The 16,187-nt window shown below is 69.3% G+C and carries 17 protein-coding genes; 6 read left to right on the top strand and 11 right to left on the bottom strand.

The annotated features are described in order from the left end of the window. Positions 1-2: 2 nt before the first annotated feature. Genes RKE50_RS14825 through moaA form a run of 3 tightly spaced genes read right to left on the bottom strand, consistent with a single transcriptional unit; the run spans position 3 to position 3,412 of the window. The gene (locus RKE50_RS14825; RefSeq protein ID WP_350037599.1) at positions 3-1,439 is read right to left on the bottom strand and encodes a VWA domain-containing protein; all 1,437 of its coding nucleotides are present in this window, start codon (positions 1,437-1,439) and stop codon (positions 3-5) included. A gap of 6 nt (positions 1,440-1,445) precedes the next feature. After that, positions 1,446-2,375, bottom strand: coding sequence for an AAA family ATPase (locus RKE50_RS14820; protein ID WP_350037894.1), 930 nt, complete (start codon positions 2,373-2,375; stop codon positions 1,446-1,448). A 26-nt stretch (positions 2,376-2,401) separates the two neighbouring features. Next, entirely contained in the window at positions 2,402-3,412 is a 1,011-nt protein-coding gene (gene moaA / locus RKE50_RS14815) for a GTP 3',8-cyclase MoaA (RefSeq protein ID WP_350037597.1), read from the bottom strand. Positions 3,413-3,557: 145 nt separating this feature from the next. Between moaA and RKE50_RS14810 the strand changes: the two genes are divergently transcribed. Together RKE50_RS14810 and RKE50_RS14805 are read left to right on the top strand one after the other, a co-directional pair. After that, positions 3,558-4,937: an SLC13 family permease gene (locus RKE50_RS14810; protein WP_502937895.1), complete on the top strand. Its 1,380-nt coding sequence runs from the start codon at positions 3,558-3,560 to the stop codon at positions 4,935-4,937. A 102-nt stretch (positions 4,938-5,039) separates the two neighbouring features. Continuing rightward, entirely contained in the window at positions 5,040-5,684 is a 645-nt protein-coding gene (locus RKE50_RS14805; RefSeq protein WP_350037595.1) for a paraquat-inducible protein A, read from the top strand. Here RKE50_RS14805 and RKE50_RS14800 read toward each other — a convergent pair. Continuing rightward, complete coding sequence (locus RKE50_RS14800) at positions 5,681-6,160, bottom strand: peroxiredoxin (RefSeq protein ID WP_350037593.1); 480 nt, start codon at positions 6,158-6,160, stop codon at positions 5,681-5,683. The two genes, RKE50_RS14805 and RKE50_RS14800, sit on opposite strands and share 4 nt — an antisense overlap. Positions 6,161-6,231: 71 nt before the next feature. Between RKE50_RS14800 and RKE50_RS14795 the strand changes: the two genes are divergently transcribed. Next, complete coding sequence (locus tag RKE50_RS14795; RefSeq protein ID WP_502937894.1) at positions 6,232-6,876, top strand: class I SAM-dependent methyltransferase; 645 nt, start codon at positions 6,232-6,234, stop codon at positions 6,874-6,876. Positions 6,877-6,884: 8 nt separating this feature from the next. Here RKE50_RS14795 and RKE50_RS14790 read toward each other — a convergent pair whose 3' ends face one another. The 5 genes from RKE50_RS14790 to hslO form a co-directional block, all read right to left on the bottom strand. Continuing rightward, the gene (locus RKE50_RS14790) at positions 6,885-7,559 is read right to left on the bottom strand and encodes a TetR/AcrR family transcriptional regulator (protein ID WP_350037589.1); all 675 of its coding nucleotides are present in this window, start codon (positions 7,557-7,559) and stop codon (positions 6,885-6,887) included. A gap of 20 nt (positions 7,560-7,579) precedes the next feature. Next, the gene (locus RKE50_RS14785; RefSeq protein ID WP_350037587.1) at positions 7,580-8,056 is read right to left on the bottom strand and encodes a phasin family protein; all 477 of its coding nucleotides are present in this window, start codon (positions 8,054-8,056) and stop codon (positions 7,580-7,582) included. 141 nt (positions 8,057-8,197) lie between these two features. Beyond that, positions 8,198-8,701 (bottom strand): hypothetical protein, encoded by a 504-nt coding sequence (locus RKE50_RS14780; protein WP_350037585.1) that lies wholly within the window; start codon positions 8,699-8,701, stop codon positions 8,198-8,200. 211 nt (positions 8,702-8,912) lie between these two features. Next, on the bottom strand, positions 8,913-10,472 hold the full coding sequence (locus tag RKE50_RS14775; RefSeq protein ID WP_350037583.1) for a phosphoenolpyruvate carboxykinase: 1,560 nt from the start codon (positions 10,470-10,472) through the stop codon (positions 8,913-8,915). A gap of 125 nt (positions 10,473-10,597) precedes the next feature. Next, a complete protein-coding gene (gene hslO / locus RKE50_RS14770) occupies positions 10,598-11,485 on the bottom strand; it encodes an Hsp33 family molecular chaperone HslO (protein WP_350037581.1) in 888 nt (295 codons plus the stop codon). 67 nt (positions 11,486-11,552) lie between these two features. On the opposite strand from hslO, the gene RKE50_RS14765 reads away from it, so the two are divergent. Together RKE50_RS14765 and RKE50_RS14760 are read left to right on the top strand one after the other, a co-directional pair. Next, on the top strand, positions 11,553-12,428 hold the full coding sequence (locus tag RKE50_RS14765; RefSeq protein WP_350037579.1) for a DMT family transporter: 876 nt from the start codon (positions 11,553-11,555) through the stop codon (positions 12,426-12,428). A 20-nt stretch (positions 12,429-12,448) separates the two neighbouring features. Beyond that, positions 12,449-12,754 (top strand): polyhydroxyalkanoic acid system family protein, encoded by a 306-nt coding sequence (locus RKE50_RS14760; protein WP_350037577.1) that lies wholly within the window; start codon positions 12,449-12,451, stop codon positions 12,752-12,754. Here RKE50_RS14760 and RKE50_RS14755 read toward each other — a convergent pair. Together RKE50_RS14755 and RKE50_RS14750 are read right to left on the bottom strand one after the other, a co-directional pair. Further along, positions 12,747-13,811: a patatin-like phospholipase family protein gene (locus RKE50_RS14755; protein ID WP_350037575.1), complete on the bottom strand. Its 1,065-nt coding sequence runs from the start codon at positions 13,809-13,811 to the stop codon at positions 12,747-12,749. The genes RKE50_RS14760 and RKE50_RS14755 overlap by 8 nt on opposite strands. Further along, on the bottom strand, positions 13,804-14,802 hold the full coding sequence (locus tag RKE50_RS14750; RefSeq protein WP_350037573.1) for an AraC family transcriptional regulator: 999 nt from the start codon (positions 14,800-14,802) through the stop codon (positions 13,804-13,806). Before RKE50_RS14750 ends, RKE50_RS14755 begins: the two co-directional genes overlap by 8 nt. A gap of 120 nt (positions 14,803-14,922) precedes the next feature. Between RKE50_RS14750 and RKE50_RS14745 the strand changes: the two genes are divergently transcribed. Then, a complete protein-coding gene (locus RKE50_RS14745) occupies positions 14,923-16,131 on the top strand; it encodes a ferritin-like domain-containing protein (protein WP_350037571.1) in 1,209 nt (402 codons plus the stop codon). Positions 16,132-16,187 lie beyond the last annotated feature (56 nt).

Genomic DNA, 16,187 nt, shown 5'->3' with positions numbered 1-16,187 from the left:
CATCAGTGGACGCTGCGCAGCAGCTGGTCGACCACCTTTTCCAGCTGGCGCAGGTTGTGGCATTCGGCGGCGAGATGGCAGGTGCTCAGGTAGCGGTGCATCTCGGAATCACCGGTCCCCCAGGCGCGCCGCGACTCCGGGTTCAGCCAGATCACCTGTTTACTGCGCTGGTAGATACTCTGCATGATCGGAAGCTCCGGATCGCCCCGGTTGTTGCGCGCGTCGCCGAGGATGATAACCGATGTATGCCGGTTTATGTCATTGAGGGCCAGGCGGGAAAAGTCCCGCAGGCTGGCGCCGTAGTCGGTCGCGCCGCCGTAGCGCCAGTTCACCAGTTCGACCGCGCGCTCGATGGGCTCTTCCTCGAACAGCCCGCTGACCTCGCCGAGGTGGCTGGAGAACGCGAAGCTGCGCATCCGCGGCAGCACGTCCTGCAGGCTGTAGAGGAAGATCAGCAGGAACTTGGCGTAGGCCGCCACGGAGCCGCTGACGTCGCACAGGGCAAGTACCTGGGCACGGTCCCGGCGCCGCTGGCGCCAGTGCGTCTGCATGAGCACGCCGTCGTGCGGGATGCCGGCGCGCAGCGTGCGCGCCATGTCCAGGCGCCCCCGGCGCCGGGGCCGCGGTTTCGGACTGTGGCGGCTGGCGAGCTTGCGCGCCATGCGCTGCACGAGTTCGCGCACGCGCGCCGTGTAGTGCTGCTCGATGTTCGACAGCCGGGTCTTCGCGAGCACGTCGTCCATGAACTGCCGGTTGTGCCCCTCCGCGTGCAGCAGGTACTGCGCGTCCACGTAATCGCGCACCTGTTCCCGGAGCAGGTCGCGGTAGCCGCGCAGCCGGTCGAGGGCGGGGTCGCCGCGGCGCTCGAGGTCGATAATGGCGCCGCGGAGCTGGTCCTCGCCCATGGCGGCGAGAATCCGCCGGGTGTACTGCCCCTTCTGCGTGAACAGGCGGATCTCGGCGATGCCGGCGTCCTTGCCCGCCTGTCGGAGCCGGGCGCTGAGCTCGCCGCGCTGGCCGCCCAGCAGGGCCTGCATGAGCGGCGAGGCGAGCAGGTCGCGGACGCGCTCGCTGCCGGCGGCCGCGCGGTCGAGCACCGGGTCGCCGCTGTCGCCACTGCCACCACCGCCCCGGCCGTCGCCGGCGGCCTCGGTCGGTGCCGGCGGCGTGTCGCCAGCGGGACCCTCGTCGTCGGCGAGCACGCCGGCGCTGGCGAAATCGCCGGCGCTGTGATCGAAGTAGCGATCGAAGAGTACGCGGAAGATCTCCTCCTCGCGGCGGCTCTTGGCGAGCGCCGCGGCGAGGCCGTTGCGCAGCCGCTGCCGGTCGCCGTAACCCAGGGCCTCCGCAGCGGCCAGGGCGTCGAGCGTCTCCGCCGGTGACACGCGCAGGTCGTGGCTGCGCAGGATGCGCACGAAGCCGACCAGCGAGCTCTCCATTGCGGCTCAGGCCCCCGCGCGCAGCAGCTCCGGGAGGGACGCCTCGGCGGTCTCGATGTCCTGCTCGAACTTGAGCAGGATGTTGAGGGTGCTGCGGGCCACATCCTCCCCCAGCTCGTCGACGTGCAGCAGGACCAGGCTGCGGGCCCAGTCGATGGTCTCGGAGATGGCCGGCGTCTTGCGCAGGTCCAGTTCCCGGAGCGAGTGGACGAAGGCGACGAGCTGCTGGCGCAGCGCGGCGGCCACTTCGGGCACCCGGCTCTGCACGATGCGCTCTTCCAGCGCCCGGGACGGGAAGGGGATGTAGAGGTGCAGGCAGCGCCGCTTGAGGGCGTCGGAGATTTCCCGGGTGTTGTTGCTGGTGAGGAACACGAGGGGCCGTGTGCGCGCGCGTACCGTGCCGATCTCGGGGATTGAGACCTGGTAGTCGGAGAGCGTCTCGAGCAGCAGCGACTCGAACTCGTGGTCGGCCTTGTCGATTTCATCGATGAGGAGCACGGCTCCGCGCTCGTGGCGCATGGCGGTGAGCAGCGGTCGCGGCTCGAGAAAATCCTCGGAGTAGAAGATGTCGCCGAACTCGTGCAGCCGCTCCACCGACTCCGCGAGGCCCCGGGCGCCCTGGAGCAGGTCGCCCAGCTGTTCTTTCAGTACCTGCGTGTACAGCAGCTGCTTGCCGTACTTCCACTCGTAGAGCGCCTTCGCCTCGTCCAGGCCCTCGTAGCACTGCAGCCGCACCAGGGGCAGGGCGAGGAGCGCCGCCGCGGTCTTCGCCAGCTCGGTCTTGCCCACTCCCGGCGGGCCCTCGACGAGCACCGGCTTGCCCAGGCGGGCGGCGAGAAACACCGCCGTGGCGATTTTCTCGCTGCAGATGTAGCCGAGGCCGTCGAAACCGTCCTCGATGGCGCCGACGGACGCGAGCTCGCTGAATTCGGGGATGTGCACGGATTCTCCTCGTGGGGGGGTCAGCCGCCGGTGGTGCTCATGAAGCGGACGATTTCCGGCTCGTCGCTGTGGCTGAAGTGATGGCGTTCCGGCTTGCGCGCCATCGCGCCCGCGATGGCCCGATGCAGGGCCAGGGGATCGCCCTGCGGTCGACGCACAAGCTCGCGCAGGTCCAGCGAATGCTCGTTGCCCAGGCAGAGCAGCAGGCGTCCCTCCACGGTGACGCGGACGCGGTTGCACAGGTGGCAGAAGTTGTTGCTGTGCGGCGAGATGAAGCCGACCTGGCTGTCGCTGCCCGCGATACGGAAGCGCCGCGCCGGGCCGGCGGCACCGGCCGGGTCGCCGAGGGCCTCGAGGCGGAAGTGGCCGGCCAGGCGGTCGCGCAGGTCGGCGCTGCTGATGAACGCTTCGGCCCGGCTGTGCTCGTCGATATGCCCCAGGGGCATCTCCTCGATGAAGGCGATATCGAGGCCGCGGTCGCGGGCGAAGGTCACCAGGTCGATGACCTCGTCGTCGTTGCGTCCGCGCAGGATGACTGTATTGAGGCGGATGCGGTCGAAGCCGGCGGCGCGCGCCGCCTCGATGCCGGCCAGGACCCGGCCCAGGTCGCCGGTGCGCGTGAGCGCCCGGAAGCGGTCCGGCTGCAGGCTGTCGATGCTGATGTTCAGCCGGCGCACGCCGGCGTCGCGCAGCGGCGCGGCGAGCGCGGCCAGCCGGGCGCCGTTCGTGGTGAGCACGAGCTCGTCCAGGCCCGGCAGCCGGCCCAGCCGGCGCGCGAGGTCGACGATCCCGCGACGCACCAGGGGCTCGCCGCCGGTGAGGCGGAGCTTGCGCACGCCGAGGTCGACGAAGGCCGCCGCGACGCGCTCCAGCTCCTCGAGGCTGAGCACCTCGCGCCGGGGCAGGAAGGTCATCTCCTCTGCCATGCAGTAGACGCAGCGAAAATCGCAGCGGTCCGTGACGGACAGGCGAAGGTAGCGAATGTGCCGGCCGAAGGCGTCGACCAGCTCTTCCGGGAGCGGCGCAGGCATGGCCCGAGTCTACCCGCCTGTCGCCCCGCACTCCAAGCGGCGGCGACCTTTACTTGCCACCCCCGCTGGGCCAGCATGGCCCGATTTCCACGGAAGCGAGCGGCATGACGACAGCAGCAACCCGCCCCGTTCGCGGGGCGGGCCCGTGATCAGCCCGGCGCGCCTGGCCCTGCCCGGGGGGCCATTGCTCGCCGCCGGGGCCGTGGCCTGGCTGGCCGCCGCGGGGCAGCCGGTGCCCGTGCTCGTGGTCGCGGCGGTGGCGGTGCTGTGCGTCGTGTGGTGGATCTTCGAGCCGCTGCCGATTCCCGTGACCTCGCTGCTGCCGCTGGCGGTGCTGCCGCTGGCCGGCGTGCTGACCCCCGCGGAGGTCGGCCAGGCCTATGGCTCGCCGCTGATTCTCCTGCTCCTCGGGGGCTTCCTGCTGTCGCGCTCGATGGAGGCCTCGGGTGCACACCGGCGCATCGCTCTCGGCATGATCCGCCTGTTCGGGGCGAGCAGCGGGCGCCGCCTGGTGCTCGGCTTCATGGCCGCCGCGGCGGTGCTGAGCATGTGGATCAGCAATACCGCGACCACGCTGATGCTGCTGCCGGTGGCCCTGGCCGTGCTCGAAGGCGCCCGCGAGCGCGAGCGCCTGGCGCCGCCGCTGCTCCTCGGCATGGCCTACGCGGCCAGCGTCGGTGGCGTCGGTACGCCCATCGGCACGCCGCCCAATCTCATCTTCATGCAGGTCTTCGCGGACACGACCGGCGAGTCCGTGAGTTTCCTGACCTGGATGGGCTGGGCCGTCCCGGTGGTGCTGGTGCTGGTCCCGCTCATGGCCCTGGTGCTGACCCGCAACCTCGGCGGTGCCATCGCCGTCGAGCTGCCCGCCGTCGGCCCCTGGCGCAGCGCCGAGCGCCGCGTGCTCGCCGTGTTCGCGGTGACCGCGCTGCTCTGGGTCAACCGCAGCGGGCCCTTCGGAGGCTGGAGCGCCTGGCTCGGCCTCACGCAGGCCAACGATGCGTCGGTCGCGCTGCTGGCGGTCGTCGTCATGTGCCTGCTGCCGGACGGCAAGGGGGGGCGCCTGCTCGACTGGGAACACGCCAGCTCCATTCCCTGGGGTGTGCTGCTGCTCTTCGCCGGCGGTATCTGCCTGGCGCGCGGCTTCGTCAGCTCGGGGCTGTCGGACCTCCTCGGCAGCTGGCTGGCAGGTCTCGCGGGGCTGCCGCCGCTCGCGCTCATCGGCGCCATCTGCCTCGGTGTGACCTTCATGACCGAGGCCACCTCGAATACCGCCAGCACCTCGCTGCTCATGCCGGTGCTCGCGGCGGCGGCACTGGGCGCCGGTATCGCCCCGGAGCTGATGATGGTGCCGGCGGCCATGAGCGCGAGCTGCGCCTTCATGCTCCCGGTCGCCACGGCGCCGAATTCCGTCGTCTACGGCTCCGGCCTCGTCACCACCGCCCGAATGGCCCGGGAAGGCCTGCTGCTCAACTTCCTCGGCGCGGCGGTGATCAGCGTGGCCTGCTACGTCGCCCTCGGCTGAGGCGCAGTGCTACCGCCTGTCGCTACCGTTTAGCCGCAGCCGTCAGTGGCCGCCGTGCGTAGACTAGAATGGGGGCCCAGCCCCCGCCCGGAGTTCCCCGCCATGTCCACAGGTCGCCGCCTCGCGCTGCTGTTGCCCATCGTCATCGCGCTGGGCCTGCTCTATCCCGGAATTACCGAGCCGGTGCTGACGCTCAGCGGAGAGCTGGAGAAAAGCGAGGTCGCGGAGCTCGGCATCGAGCTCATCGCGGGTCCGGAGGCCGAGGGGCAGTCGCGGCAGGTGCTGAATATGATCTCCGCCTTCCTCGGCCTCGACCAACTCGAGGGGCGCGTAGAGGCCTACCGCAGCACCCGCTCCATCGCCGGCATGGCGCGGGAGCTGGCCGATGGCGGCAACGTCCTGGTCGCGGTGCTCATCGTCACCTTCAGCGTCGTCATCCCGGTGGGCAAACTGCTGCTGCAGGCCGCGGCGGTGCTCGCACCGGCGCCGCTCACGCGGCCGTTGCTGGTGCTCAACGGGGCCCTGTCAAAGTGGTCCATGGCGGACGTCTTCGTGATGGCGATGCTGGTGGCCTGGCTGGCCGGCAAGGCGTCCGCGCACGACGGCGGCCTGCTGATCATGCAGGCCGAGCTGGAGCGCGGGTTCTGGTTCTTCCTGGCCTACTGCCTGTTCGCGATCACCGCGGGCATCCTGGTGTTGCGCCAGGTGCCCGCGGCCCAGGCTTCACGCCGGGATAGCGAGTGCTAGAGGAGCGCGAGGATCGCCTCGGCAGCGCTCACCTCGACGCCGGGGCCTTCCTCCACCTGCAGGTGGGTGACCACGCCGTCATTGACGACCATGGCGAAGCGCTGGCTGCGCATGCCGAGGCCGAAGCCGCGGCCGTCGAGCTCGAGGCCGAGGGCCTGGGTGAAGTCGCCGTTGCCGTCGCCCAGCATGAGGATTTCGTCGGCGTTCTGTGCCTTGCCCCAGGCGTCCATGACGAACGCGTCGTTAACGGCCATGCAGGCGATCGTGTCGACACCCTTGGCCTTGATCTTGTCCGCGTTGACCACGTAGCCGGGCAGGTGCGTCATGCTGCACCCGGGGGTGAATGCGCCGGGCACGGCGAAGAGAACCACCTTCTTGCCGTCGAAGAGCTGCGCTGTCGTGACGTCTTCCGGTCCGTTGTCACCCATGACCTGCAGCTTGCCGTCGGGGATGCGATCGCCCACGTTGATGCTCATTGCCTTCTCCTTCGTCTTATCGGGGGTGGCGGACTCCGGGCGGGTCCGGGCTCGAAGCATAGCAGATGGCCGTGACCCTGTGCCCACTCTGTGCCGGGGCCGCCAGCAGCCCGTTCAGCGAGGACCGGCGGCGCCCCTACCGGCGCTGTGAGCGCTGCGCGTTGGTGTTCGTACCCGCGCCCTGGCGGCTCTCGGCGGCGGAAGAGCGGGCCGAGTACGACCGGCACGAGAACCACCCGGGCGACGCCGGCTACCGGCGCTTCCTGGGCCGCCTCGCAACGCCGCTGCTCGCCGCCCTTCCGCCCGCGCAGGCGGGGCTGGATTTCGGCTGTGGCCCGGGGCCGGCCCTCGCGGCCATGCTGCACGAGGCCGGCCACCGGGTCGATCTCTACGACCCGTTCTACGCACCGGACCGGGCGGCGCTGGCCCGCGGGCAGCGCGATTTCATTACCGCCACGGAGGTGGTCGAGCACCTGCACCGGCCCGGGCTGGAGCTCTCGCGGCTCTGGGCGCGGCTGCGGGTCGGTGGTGTCCTCGGCATCATGACCAAGCACGTGCGGGACCGGGCGGCCTTCGATGGCTGGCACTACAAGAATGACCCGACGCACGTGTGTTTCTTCAGCGTGGAAAGCTGGCGCTGGTGGGCCGGGGCCCGGCGCGCGCGGCTCGTCTTCGTCGCCGACGACGCGCTGCTGATCCACAAGCTGGGCTGTTGAACGCCGTATCAGGCTGTGGGCTCGGCGCCCGGCTCCTCCTCGAGCATCTGCCGGTAGATGGCCTCGCAGTCGCGGTAGAAGGCCAGTTCCCGCTCGCCGAGATAGGGGGCGATCATGGTCAGCAGCTGCAGCACGCCCTGGTGAATGGTCACCATCTGCGGTCGCGAGGGGTGCAGGAGCCGCTCGTAGTTGAACCAGAAGGTGAGGGTCAGCGTGAGGTTGTCGACGAGCCCGACCAGCTGCTGGTCGCGGGCGCCGATGACCTCCCGCTGCAGCAGGTTGTCGCAGATCGCGTAGAGCGCCGCGCGCTTCAGCTGCAGCAGGCGCTGAAAGCCCTTGTGTATCGACGGGTAGCGCCGCAGCAGGTCGTCCAGGTTGTGGTAGAGGAAGCGGTACTGGAACATCTCTTCCAGTACCACGTAGAGGTAGTACCAGTTGTTCTCGACGCCATCCCGGCCGCTGTCCAGGGGCTTCTCCAGGGGTGCCGCGAGGGTCTCTCCCAGCGCGACCTCGTACTGGTGAAAGAGCTCGGCGATGATCTGGTCCTTGCCCTTGAAGTGGTAGTAGAGGTTGCCGGGGCTGATTTCCAGCTCCGTCGCGATGTCCAGGGTCGTGGTGTGGGCCTCGCCGGCCTCGTTGAACAGCTCGAGGCTGGTGACCAGGATGCGGTCACGGGTCTTCACGGGCCGGCTGCTGTGCGCGGCTAGCTGCTTTTGCGCGCCGGCGCTTTCCTGCGGGTCGTTGCCTTGCGTGCCGCGGTGCCGCGGGCAGGGTTCTTCTTGCGGGCGGCGGCTTTCTTCTTCGGCGCCTTCACGGTGCCGCTGGCGGCCAGCGCATCGGCGAGGGCGTCCACCTTGTTGGTGAGCCGGTCGATCTTCTCGTGCAGGGCGAGCAGGTCCTCGCCACGCACCGGGCGCTGCAGGTTGAAGTTATCGCGCACCCGGGTGATGCGGTCTTCGACCGACTGCCGCGCGCTCTGGCTGGCGCCGCGGGCCTCCTCTTCGAGCGCCGCTCCGGCCTTGACCAGGTCCTTGAACAGTTTCGGTGGTTCCACGCCGGCCTTCTCCAGCCGGCCCTGGGCCTCGTCCACGGCGCGGCCGTAGGCGCCGACCCCGGCGAGCCAGATGTTCTTGGCAATCTCGCTGGCCTTGTCCGACACCTTGCCTTTTTCATCCGTCATGGCGGTACCTCCTCGTTATTCTGCTGTCGTGGCTGACGCCGGAGGAACATTAAGGCAGAAGCGACAGGCAAAAAAAAGGGGCCGCAAGCGCGGCCCCGGGGGTCCCAGTGAGGGACAAGTGAACCTGGATGGGTACGGCCCTCAGGCCGCGGTCTTGAAGCCTACGGACTCCTTCAGCTCGCTGAAGCGCTCGCGGGCCTTGTCGAGGCGGGCCTCGAGTTCCTTGCGATCGGCCAGGCCGTCGAGCTTGGGCAGTTCGAAGTCATCGAAGGCGCTGCGCGCCTGCTTTTCGACCTTCTCGCCGCGCTTGACCAGGTCGGCGTACAGCTTGTCGGCCTTCTTGCGGCGGGCTTCCAGCTCGCGCTGGACGCTGGTGAACTGCTCTTCCACCTGGTCGTAGGCCTTGCCGTAGAAACCGAGGCTGGCCAGGAACGCCTTGCGGCTGGCTTCCCGCGCGCGGGTTGCGAAATCGTTGCGCGCTGCGGCCTTGCGACGGGGCGCACTCTTGCGTGCGGTGCCGGTCTTGCGGGCCGTGGTCCGGCGCGCGGTGGCCTTTGCGGCCGGGCGCTTGCGGGCCGTCGTCTTGCGCTTCGGGGCCGCCTTGGCGGCGCCACTGCTCTTTGCTTGCGTCTTTGCTTCTGCCATGACTGCTTCCTCCTTGGTCGCTGGCGGGCTGTGTTCCCGCCCTTTAGCTGTAGTGGTGTCTACCACTCAACCCGGAAGATAGAGGAAAAAATTAGAGTAAACATACTAGAACGCCGGCCGGCGGCGGGTCACCGGCGGGCAAGGGCGCTGCAGGTGCAAGCTGGCGGGCACCGGGCGCCCGCGGGGCACAGCCGGTGCTTCTGTCGTCGCTTCAGTCGGCTCGCGGGCCGGCCGCGACGACCGCGGCGGCGGGGCTGAACTGCTCGATGTTGTCCTGGAACAGGCGGGCGAGCTTGCGCGCCTGCTCGTCGTACGCGGCCGTGTCGCCCCAGTTCTCGCGGGGGTTCACGAAGCGGTCCTCGACGCCCGGGATCGCGAGCGGGAAGTCGAGGTTGAGAATATCCAGGTGGCCGGTGTCGGCGTCGATGAGCTTGCCGCTCTGGGCCGCGTGCACCACGGCGCGGGTCACCGGGATCGGGAAGCGCGAGCCCGTGCCGCCCGGCGCGCCGGAGCCGCCGGTCCAGCCGGTGTTGACGAGGTAGACGCGGCTGCCGAAATCGTCGATGCGCTTCATCAGCAGCTCGGCGTAGTCGTTGGCCGGGCGCGGCATGAACGGTGCGCCGAAGCAGGTAGAGAAGGTCGGGTGAATGCCGGCCGCGGCGCCGACTTCCGTGGAGCCCACGCGTGCCGTGTAGCCGCTGAGGAAGTGGAACGCCGCCGCTTCCTTGGACAGGATGGCGATGGGCGGCAGCACCCCGGAGACGTCACAGGTAAGAAAGATCACACAGTTGGGTTCGCCGGCGGCATTGGCCGGCACCCGCTTGGGGACGTGGACGAGCGGATAGCAGCAACGGCCGTTCTCGGTCAGGCTCGTGTCGTCGTAATCCGCGTGGCCGCGCTCGTCGACGACGACGTTCTCGACGATGGCGCCGAAGCGGATCGCGTCCCAGATGATCGGTTCGTTCTCTTGCGACAGGTTGATGGTCTTGGCATAGCAGCCGCCCTCGAGGTTGAAGACGGAGCCCCGCGTCCAGCCGTGCTCGTCGTCGCCGATCAGGTAGCGTTCGGGGTCGGCCGAGAGGGTGGTCTTTCCGGTGCCCGAGAGGCCGAAGAACAGCGTGGTCTCGCCGTCCTCGCTGACGTTGGCGGAGCAGTGCATGGCCATCACGTCTTTCTCGGGCAGCAGGAAGTTCTGCACGGAGAACATGGACTTCTTCATTTCACCGCCGTACTGCATGCCGGCGATGAGTATCTTGCGCTGGCCGAAGTTGACGATGACCGTGGCGTCGGAGTGGGTGCCGTCGCGCTCGGGGTCGCAGGCGAAACCGGGCGCGTTGAGGACGGTCCACTCCGGCTTGTGGTCGCCGTTGTACTGCTCCGGCTTGATGAACATGTTGCGGCCGAACAGGCCGTGCCAGGCCCACTCGGTGATGACCTTGACGGGCAGGTAGTGGTCGCTGTGCGCGCCGACGTGCAGGTGCGAAACAAAGCGATCGCGGCAGCCTAGGTAGCTCTCGACCCGGTCCCAGAGCGCGTCGAAGCGGTCGGCCTCGAAGGGACGGTTGACGCTGCCCCAGGCAATGGCGTCCTCGCTGGACGGTTCGCGGACGATGAAACGGTCTGCCGGGGAGCGCCCGGTGCGCTTGCCGGTGGTAACGAGGAGAGCACCGGTATCGGTGAGTGTGCCCTCGCCGCGCTTCAGCGCCTGCTCAACAAACTGGGCGGGTTCCAGGTCGACGTATTCCTGGCCTAGCTGCGTGTCTGCGGTCATCGATCAATCCTGTCGGCTGTCCCGCCACGCAGCGGGACAGGGGAGCGGCCGGGGGGCCGGGTCGGTTTTTGGGGCCGCGATTATGGCAGATTACCGGGCGCCGTGCGAACGGCGGGGGCGGGGCTTCAGTGGATCGGATCGGTCCGTTCCGGGAGCAGTTCGGGCGCCTCGAAGACGTACTGCTGGTTGCAGAATTCGCAGTCCATGGTGACGGAACCCTGCTCCTTCAGGATGTCGCGGATCTCGGCCTCGCCGAGGGTGGCAAGGGCCCTGCGGCTGCGCTCGCGGGAACAGCTGCAGCGGAAACGCACGGGCTGCGGATCGAACAGGCGCACCGGGTCCTCGTGGTAGAGCCGGTAGAGCAGCGCAGCGGCGTCGAGCGCCAGCAGTTCCTCGCGGGAAACGGTGGCGGCGAGGGTGCAGGCGTGCGTCCACTGCGCCTCGCGCTCCAGCGGGTCCGGCGTCAGCTGCGTGGGCAGCTGCTGGAGCAGGAGCCCGGCGGAACGGGTGCCGTCGCAGGCCAGCCACACCCGCGTGTGCAGTTGCTCGGACTGCTCGAAGTAGGCATCGAGGCTCTCGGCCAGGGATTCGCCTTGCAGGGGGACAATGCCCTGGTAGCGACGGCCGCGCTCCGGCTCGACGGTGATGGCCAGCTGGCCTTCCGCGAGCAGCTCGCCGAAGCGCAAGGCGGTGGCTTCCTGCGCGCCCCGGGCGATTGCGCGCACGGACAGCTCCGAGGTGCACTCCGCCATGATCAGCGGGACCTGGCCGCCGCTGCGGGCCTGCAGCGTGAGGCGACCCTGGAATTTCAGCGTGGTCGCCAGGAGTACGGCGGCGGCCAGGAACTCACCGAGGAGGTCCCGTACCCCCGGGGCATACTGGTGGTTCTGCAGGATAGCGGCGAAGGCACCGTCGACGCGCACGACTTCGCCGCGCAGGTCCGCGCCCTCGAAGAGGAAACGGCGCACGGCGCTGTCGCTTGGGGTGGCGGCGTCCGGGGTGGGTACATCCATGGGGGCAATGGTACCGCATTCGCAGACGCGCCTGTGGTAACGTCCCCGCTCCGCGCCGGAGGGCTTCGTGAACACCGCCATCCTCTACCTGTCGACGGTGCTCATCTGGGGCACGACCTGGATCGCCATCCGCTACCAGCTGGACGGTGCGGCGCCGATGGTGTCCATCGCCCACCGCTTCGCGCTGTCTGCCGCCGTGATGCTCCTGCTCACGGTGCCGGCGCGGCGCCTGGTGCGCCTCGCGCCGCGGGACCACGGCTTCGTGTTCCTGCAGGGGCTGTGCCTTTTCTCCGGCAACTACCTGTTCATCTATACCGGTGCCGCCGACCTCGCCAGCGGTCTCATCGCCGTGGTCTTCTCCACCATGGTGATCTTCAACATCGCCGGGGGCGCGCTGTTCCTGCGCCTGCCGGTGAGCCCCTGGGTGGCCGTGGGCGGCGTCCTGGGTCTCTCCGGCATGGCCGGTATTTTCCTGCCGGAGCTGGCCGGGCTCGATACCTCGGCGGTGACGCTGCGCGCCCTCGGTCTCTGCCTGCTCGGGACCGTGTGTGCCTCTGCCGGCAACATCATCGCGGCCCGCAACCACCGTCACCAGCTGCCGGTGCTCACCTGCAACACCTGGGGCATGCTCTACGGCTGCCTCACGCTCTACGCGGCGGCCCTGCTCAGCGGCACGCCCATCGTCCTGCCGCTGGAGCGGGACTACCTGCTGTCGCTCGTCTACCTGGCGCTGTTCGGGTCGGTGTTCGCGTTCTGGGCCTATGTCACACTGATCGGCCGCATCGGTCCGGACCGCGCTTCTTACACCACGCTGCTCTTCCCGCTGGTGGCCCTCGCCGTGTCCACGGTCTTCGAGGGCTACCGCTGGAGCCTCTCTGCGGCCCTCGGGCTCGTGCTGGTGCTGGCCGGCAACTGGCTGGCCATGCGGCGCAATCGCGCCTGACCTATACTGCGGCCTTTCGCATGCCGCGCACCGATCCCGGGGTTCCCATGGCCAGCTTCCGCCTGCGCAAGGCGACCACCCAGTCCCGCCCCGAGCTCCGGGCCACGGCGGCCGCTCTCGCCGCCGAGCTGGAGGCCGCACACGGCGTGCGTGCGCGCTGGGAGAGCGACGACGTGGTCGCGATCCGCGGCGCCGGTGTCGAGGGGCGCCTGGTCCTCGCTGACGACGCGGTGGAGGTATCCGTGCGCCTCGGCCTCCTGGCCTCGGCTTTCCAGGGACCGCTCCGGGCCGAGATCGAGCGCTACCTCGACGAGCACGTCAGCTGAGGCTGACCCCCGCAAGCGGGTCCGGCCCCGCAACCTGCGCCGCGAAAGCGTCTGCCAGCTCCTCGCCCCGGGCCAGGCAGGTCCGCCAGTGGCTCAGGCGCTCTGCCGTTTCCAGCTTCGTGAAGTCGCCGCGGTCGGGAATCTTGCCGAGCGGAAGGCTGGCCACGAAGTCCGGGTGCGGTGCGACCAGCACCAGCCGCTCGACCAGTTCCGGGGCCAGGCGACGCCAGGGCAGGAACTTGTCGAACCAGCCCGGCGTCAGGTCGCCGCGGAAGTGCGGGTAGAGAATGAGCCCGTCGGCATGCAGGGGACGGGGGTCGAAGTGGTAGTCGATGATGCCGCCGTCCCAGTAGTGGCCGGGCGGCGCGCCGGGGATGTCCCGCTCGCCGGCCAGCAGGAAGGGGATGGAGCCGCTGGCATGCAGTACGGTGCGGACGTTGCCCGCGGTGAGCGGAGCGTCCGCCGAGGCAAAGCCCGGCAGGGCCGGTGCGCCGGCGCCGCTTGAGAACACCACGCGCTGGAACGCCGCGGCGAGGCCCGGCCGGGCCAGGGCGTTGACGCCCGCCGCGGCGGCCAGGCCGAGGGCGAGCAGCGGGCCGCCCGCAGCGGCGCACGGTCCGCGGCCCCGGGCGGTGACGATGTGCGTGCTGATCCGCGGGTGGCCGGCAATGGCCTGCGCACCGTCGCTACCGAGCAGCTGGTCCAGCGTTGCCAGGCTGGTGCGGCTCACCTCGGCAGCGTCGGGGCGTGCCGCGTAGACCTGGCCCAGGTAGGACTCGGCAAAGCGGTCGATGGCGGCTACCGGGTCGGCCTGGGCGAGGCAGGCGTGGCGCCAGGCGCCCACGGAGGAGCCGAGCACTGCCAGGGGGCGGGTCGAGCGCAGCAGGTAGTCCCCGAACAGGTAGCGGTCCAGGGCCGCGAGAATGAACCACTTGGGGCCGCCGGAGGCGCCCAGCAGCAGGCTGAACAGGGACGGGTCCCAGCCGTGGCGGGAAAGGGTGGCCGCGGCCTCGCGGCCGGCGTGGATGGCAAGCGGGCCCGCCGCCGGGCTAGCCACCGGCGCGCACCTCGGCCGGGGAGCGCCCGGTCCAGCGCCGGAAGGCGCGACGGAAGTTCGACGGGTCGTTGAAGCCCACCATGTAGGCGATGGTGGAGAGCGGCAGCCGCGTCTGGGTGAGGTGGCGGGTGGCGTGTTCCACCCGCACCCGGTCCAGCAGGGCCTGGAACGATTCCCCCTCCCGGGCCAGCCGGCGGCGGTAGGTGCGCGGGCTCATGTTGAGCATGCGCGCCAGCTGCGGCATCTGCGGATACTGGCCCTCGAGCTTGCGCAGCAGGCGCAGCGTCTGCTCGGCTACCGAGGCATCGCTCTCGAGGTCCTGCAGCAGGCGGGTGCACTCCTGCTCGTAGAGCGCCCGCAGCGCCGGGTTCGAGGAGGGCAGCCGGGTCCGCAGCAGCGCGCGGTCGAAGCGGATACGCCCCCGGGGCCGGTCGAAATGGACGTGTTCGCCGAACAGCGCCCGGTACTCGCCCTCGTGGGCCGGCGCCGCGTAGGGGAACTCCAGCTCCAGCACCAGTTCCTCGCGGCCGAGGAGACCGCGCAGGGTGTTGCGCATCGCGGCGCTCATGAGTTCGAAGCCGAAGACCTCGAGGTCCGGGTCGGGGATGGCCACGGTGGTGATCACGCATTCCCGGTCCGTCACCTCGTATTCGAGCTCCAGCGCCGGGGACAGGAGGTGGTAGTAGCGCATGAACAGTTCTATGACTTCCGCCAGGTCCTGGCAGGTCATGAAGGCCTGGCCGAGCACGGCGTGGGCGCTCAGGTTCAGCCGTTCGCCGAGGCGCAGCCCCAGCGCCGGGTCGCCGGTGAGGCGGTGCGCGTTGGCGACCAGGCGGACGAAGTCACCCTGCGATACGCGGGCGCCGATACCGCTGATGCCGCTGTCGGCCAGGGTCGTGCCCTCGAGGATCGCCGCCTGCGGGTGTCCACGCCCCGTGACCAGGTCGATGAGAATGAGAACGTAGGGTGCGGGGGTCGTGGGGGCTGCCATGGGGCTATTTGGCCACATATGACCCCATTGTGGCAACCAGGCACCTTGTTAGGGGGCGGGGGCGCTGGCCTGATAGGCGAAATGCCGATAACGCTCGATAACGATAGCAGGAGTCACCCCATGAAAGTCGAATGGAAAGAGCAGTCCCCGCGCAAGATCCAGCAGTTTGCCCATGCCGACTACCCGCGGGAGAACCCCGACCTCGAGGACCTGTTGACCTCCGAGGACGTGGACCACATCGCCGAGATCTTCCAGACCCCGCTCACCGGTTCCTACAACTGGGACTACAGGGTGCAGGACGACCGCATCAAGAAGCTGTATGACCTGGGCAAGCAGCTCAACTGGGACCCGGAGGTCGACATCGACTGGAACCGGCCCTGGCCCGACGAGGAGCGCGCGCCGGAGCTCATGAACCTGCACGAGTACCCGCCCTACCTCGCCATGGACGACAAGACCAAGGACGAGTTCTGGCTGCACATGAATGCCTGGAGCCTGTCCCAGTTCCTGCACGGGGAGCAGGGCGCGCTGCTGGTGGCCTCGCAGCTCTGCTCCTGTGCGCCGACGCTGAATGCCAAGCTCTACGCCGGCTCGCAGACCTTCGACGAGGCCCGGCACGTCGAGGTGTTCAACAAGTACCTGCAGAAGCGGATCGGCGTCATGTACCCGATCAACACGCACCTGAAGAGCATCATCGACAAGATCCTCACCGATCCACGCTGGGACATGAAGTTCATCGGCATGCAGATCGTGATCGAGGGCCTGGCGCTGTCCGCCTTCAATACGACGCGCGAGACCACGCCGGACCCGGTGCTCAAGGACGTGGTCTACCTGGTCACCCGGGACGAGGCCCGGCACGTCACCTTCGGCGTCAACTACCTCGAGGAGTTCGTGAAGACCCTCTCGGACGAGGAGCGCGAGGAGCGCGCCGAGTTCGCCTACCAGGCCTGCGTGGTCAGCCGCGAGCGGCTCGTGGCCACGGACGTGTTCCGGCACTTCGGCTGGGACGTCGAGGAAGCGCGCAAGCAGGTGCTGGAGGGCTTCGTCATGTCCACCTTCCGCAACCTGCTGTTCCAGCGGGTGGTGCCGAACCTCAAGCGCATCGGCCTGCTCACGGACAAGGTGCGGCCGAAGTTCGAGGAACTCGGCATCCTCGACTTCGAGAACCTGGCCACGGACGGCGACATCGACTGGGCCGCCCTGGAGCGCCCGCTCGACACGGAGGAGGCGCAGTCCCACGAGCAGAGCATGCTCGCGGCCTTCCACGCGGCGCACGAGGAGGAGCAGGCGTCCAGGGAAAGCGAGGAGGCGAAAGCCGCGGGCTGCTGCTGAAGGCGGCCCCGTCGGCATTGACGGGTCTTCGCACGGCTCCGCCAGGAGCCACAAAA

Source organism: Pseudohaliea sp., from assembly GCF_040217025.1.
Taxonomy (GTDB): domain Bacteria; phylum Pseudomonadota; class Gammaproteobacteria; order Pseudomonadales; family Halieaceae; genus Pseudohaliea.
This window is presented reverse-complemented; position numbering and strand designations above follow the sequence as displayed.

Excerpts from the sequence above, each read along its gene's own strand:
- RKE50_RS14780 (WP_350037585.1), bottom strand. The coding sequence starts at position 8,701 with ATGGCAGAAGCAAAGACGCAAGCAAAGAGCAGTGGCGCCGCCAAGGCG.
- RKE50_RS14825 (WP_350037599.1), bottom strand. The coding sequence starts at position 1,439 with ATGGAGAGCTCGCTGGTCGGCTTCGTGCGCATCCTGCGCAGCCACGAC.
- RKE50_RS14800 (WP_350037593.1), bottom strand. The coding sequence starts at position 6,160 with ATGAGCATCAACGTGGGCGATCGCATCCCCGACGGCAAGCTGCAGGTC.
- RKE50_RS14785 (WP_350037587.1), bottom strand. The coding sequence starts at position 8,056 with ATGACGGATGAAAAAGGCAAGGTGTCGGACAAGGCCAGCGAGATTGCC.
- RKE50_RS14760 (WP_350037577.1), top strand. The coding sequence starts at position 12,449 with ATGCCGCGCACCGATCCCGGGGTTCCCATGGCCAGCTTCCGCCTGCGC.
- RKE50_RS14750 (WP_350037573.1), bottom strand. The coding sequence starts at position 14,802 with ATGGCAGCCCCCACGACCCCCGCACCCTACGTTCTCATTCTCATCGAC.
- RKE50_RS14805 (WP_350037595.1), top strand. The coding sequence starts at position 5,040 with ATGTCCACAGGTCGCCGCCTCGCGCTGCTGTTGCCCATCGTCATCGCG.
- RKE50_RS14775 (WP_350037583.1), bottom strand. The coding sequence starts at position 10,472 with ATGACCGCAGACACGCAGCTAGGCCAGGAATACGTCGACCTGGAACCC.
- hslO (WP_350037581.1), bottom strand. The coding sequence starts at position 11,485 with ATGGATGTACCCACCCCGGACGCCGCCACCCCAAGCGACAGCGCCGTG.
- RKE50_RS14745 (WP_350037571.1), top strand. The coding sequence starts at position 14,923 with ATGAAAGTCGAATGGAAAGAGCAGTCCCCGCGCAAGATCCAGCAGTTT.
- moaA (WP_350037597.1), bottom strand. The coding sequence starts at position 3,412 with ATGCCTGCGCCGCTCCCGGAAGAGCTGGTCGACGCCTTCGGCCGGCAC.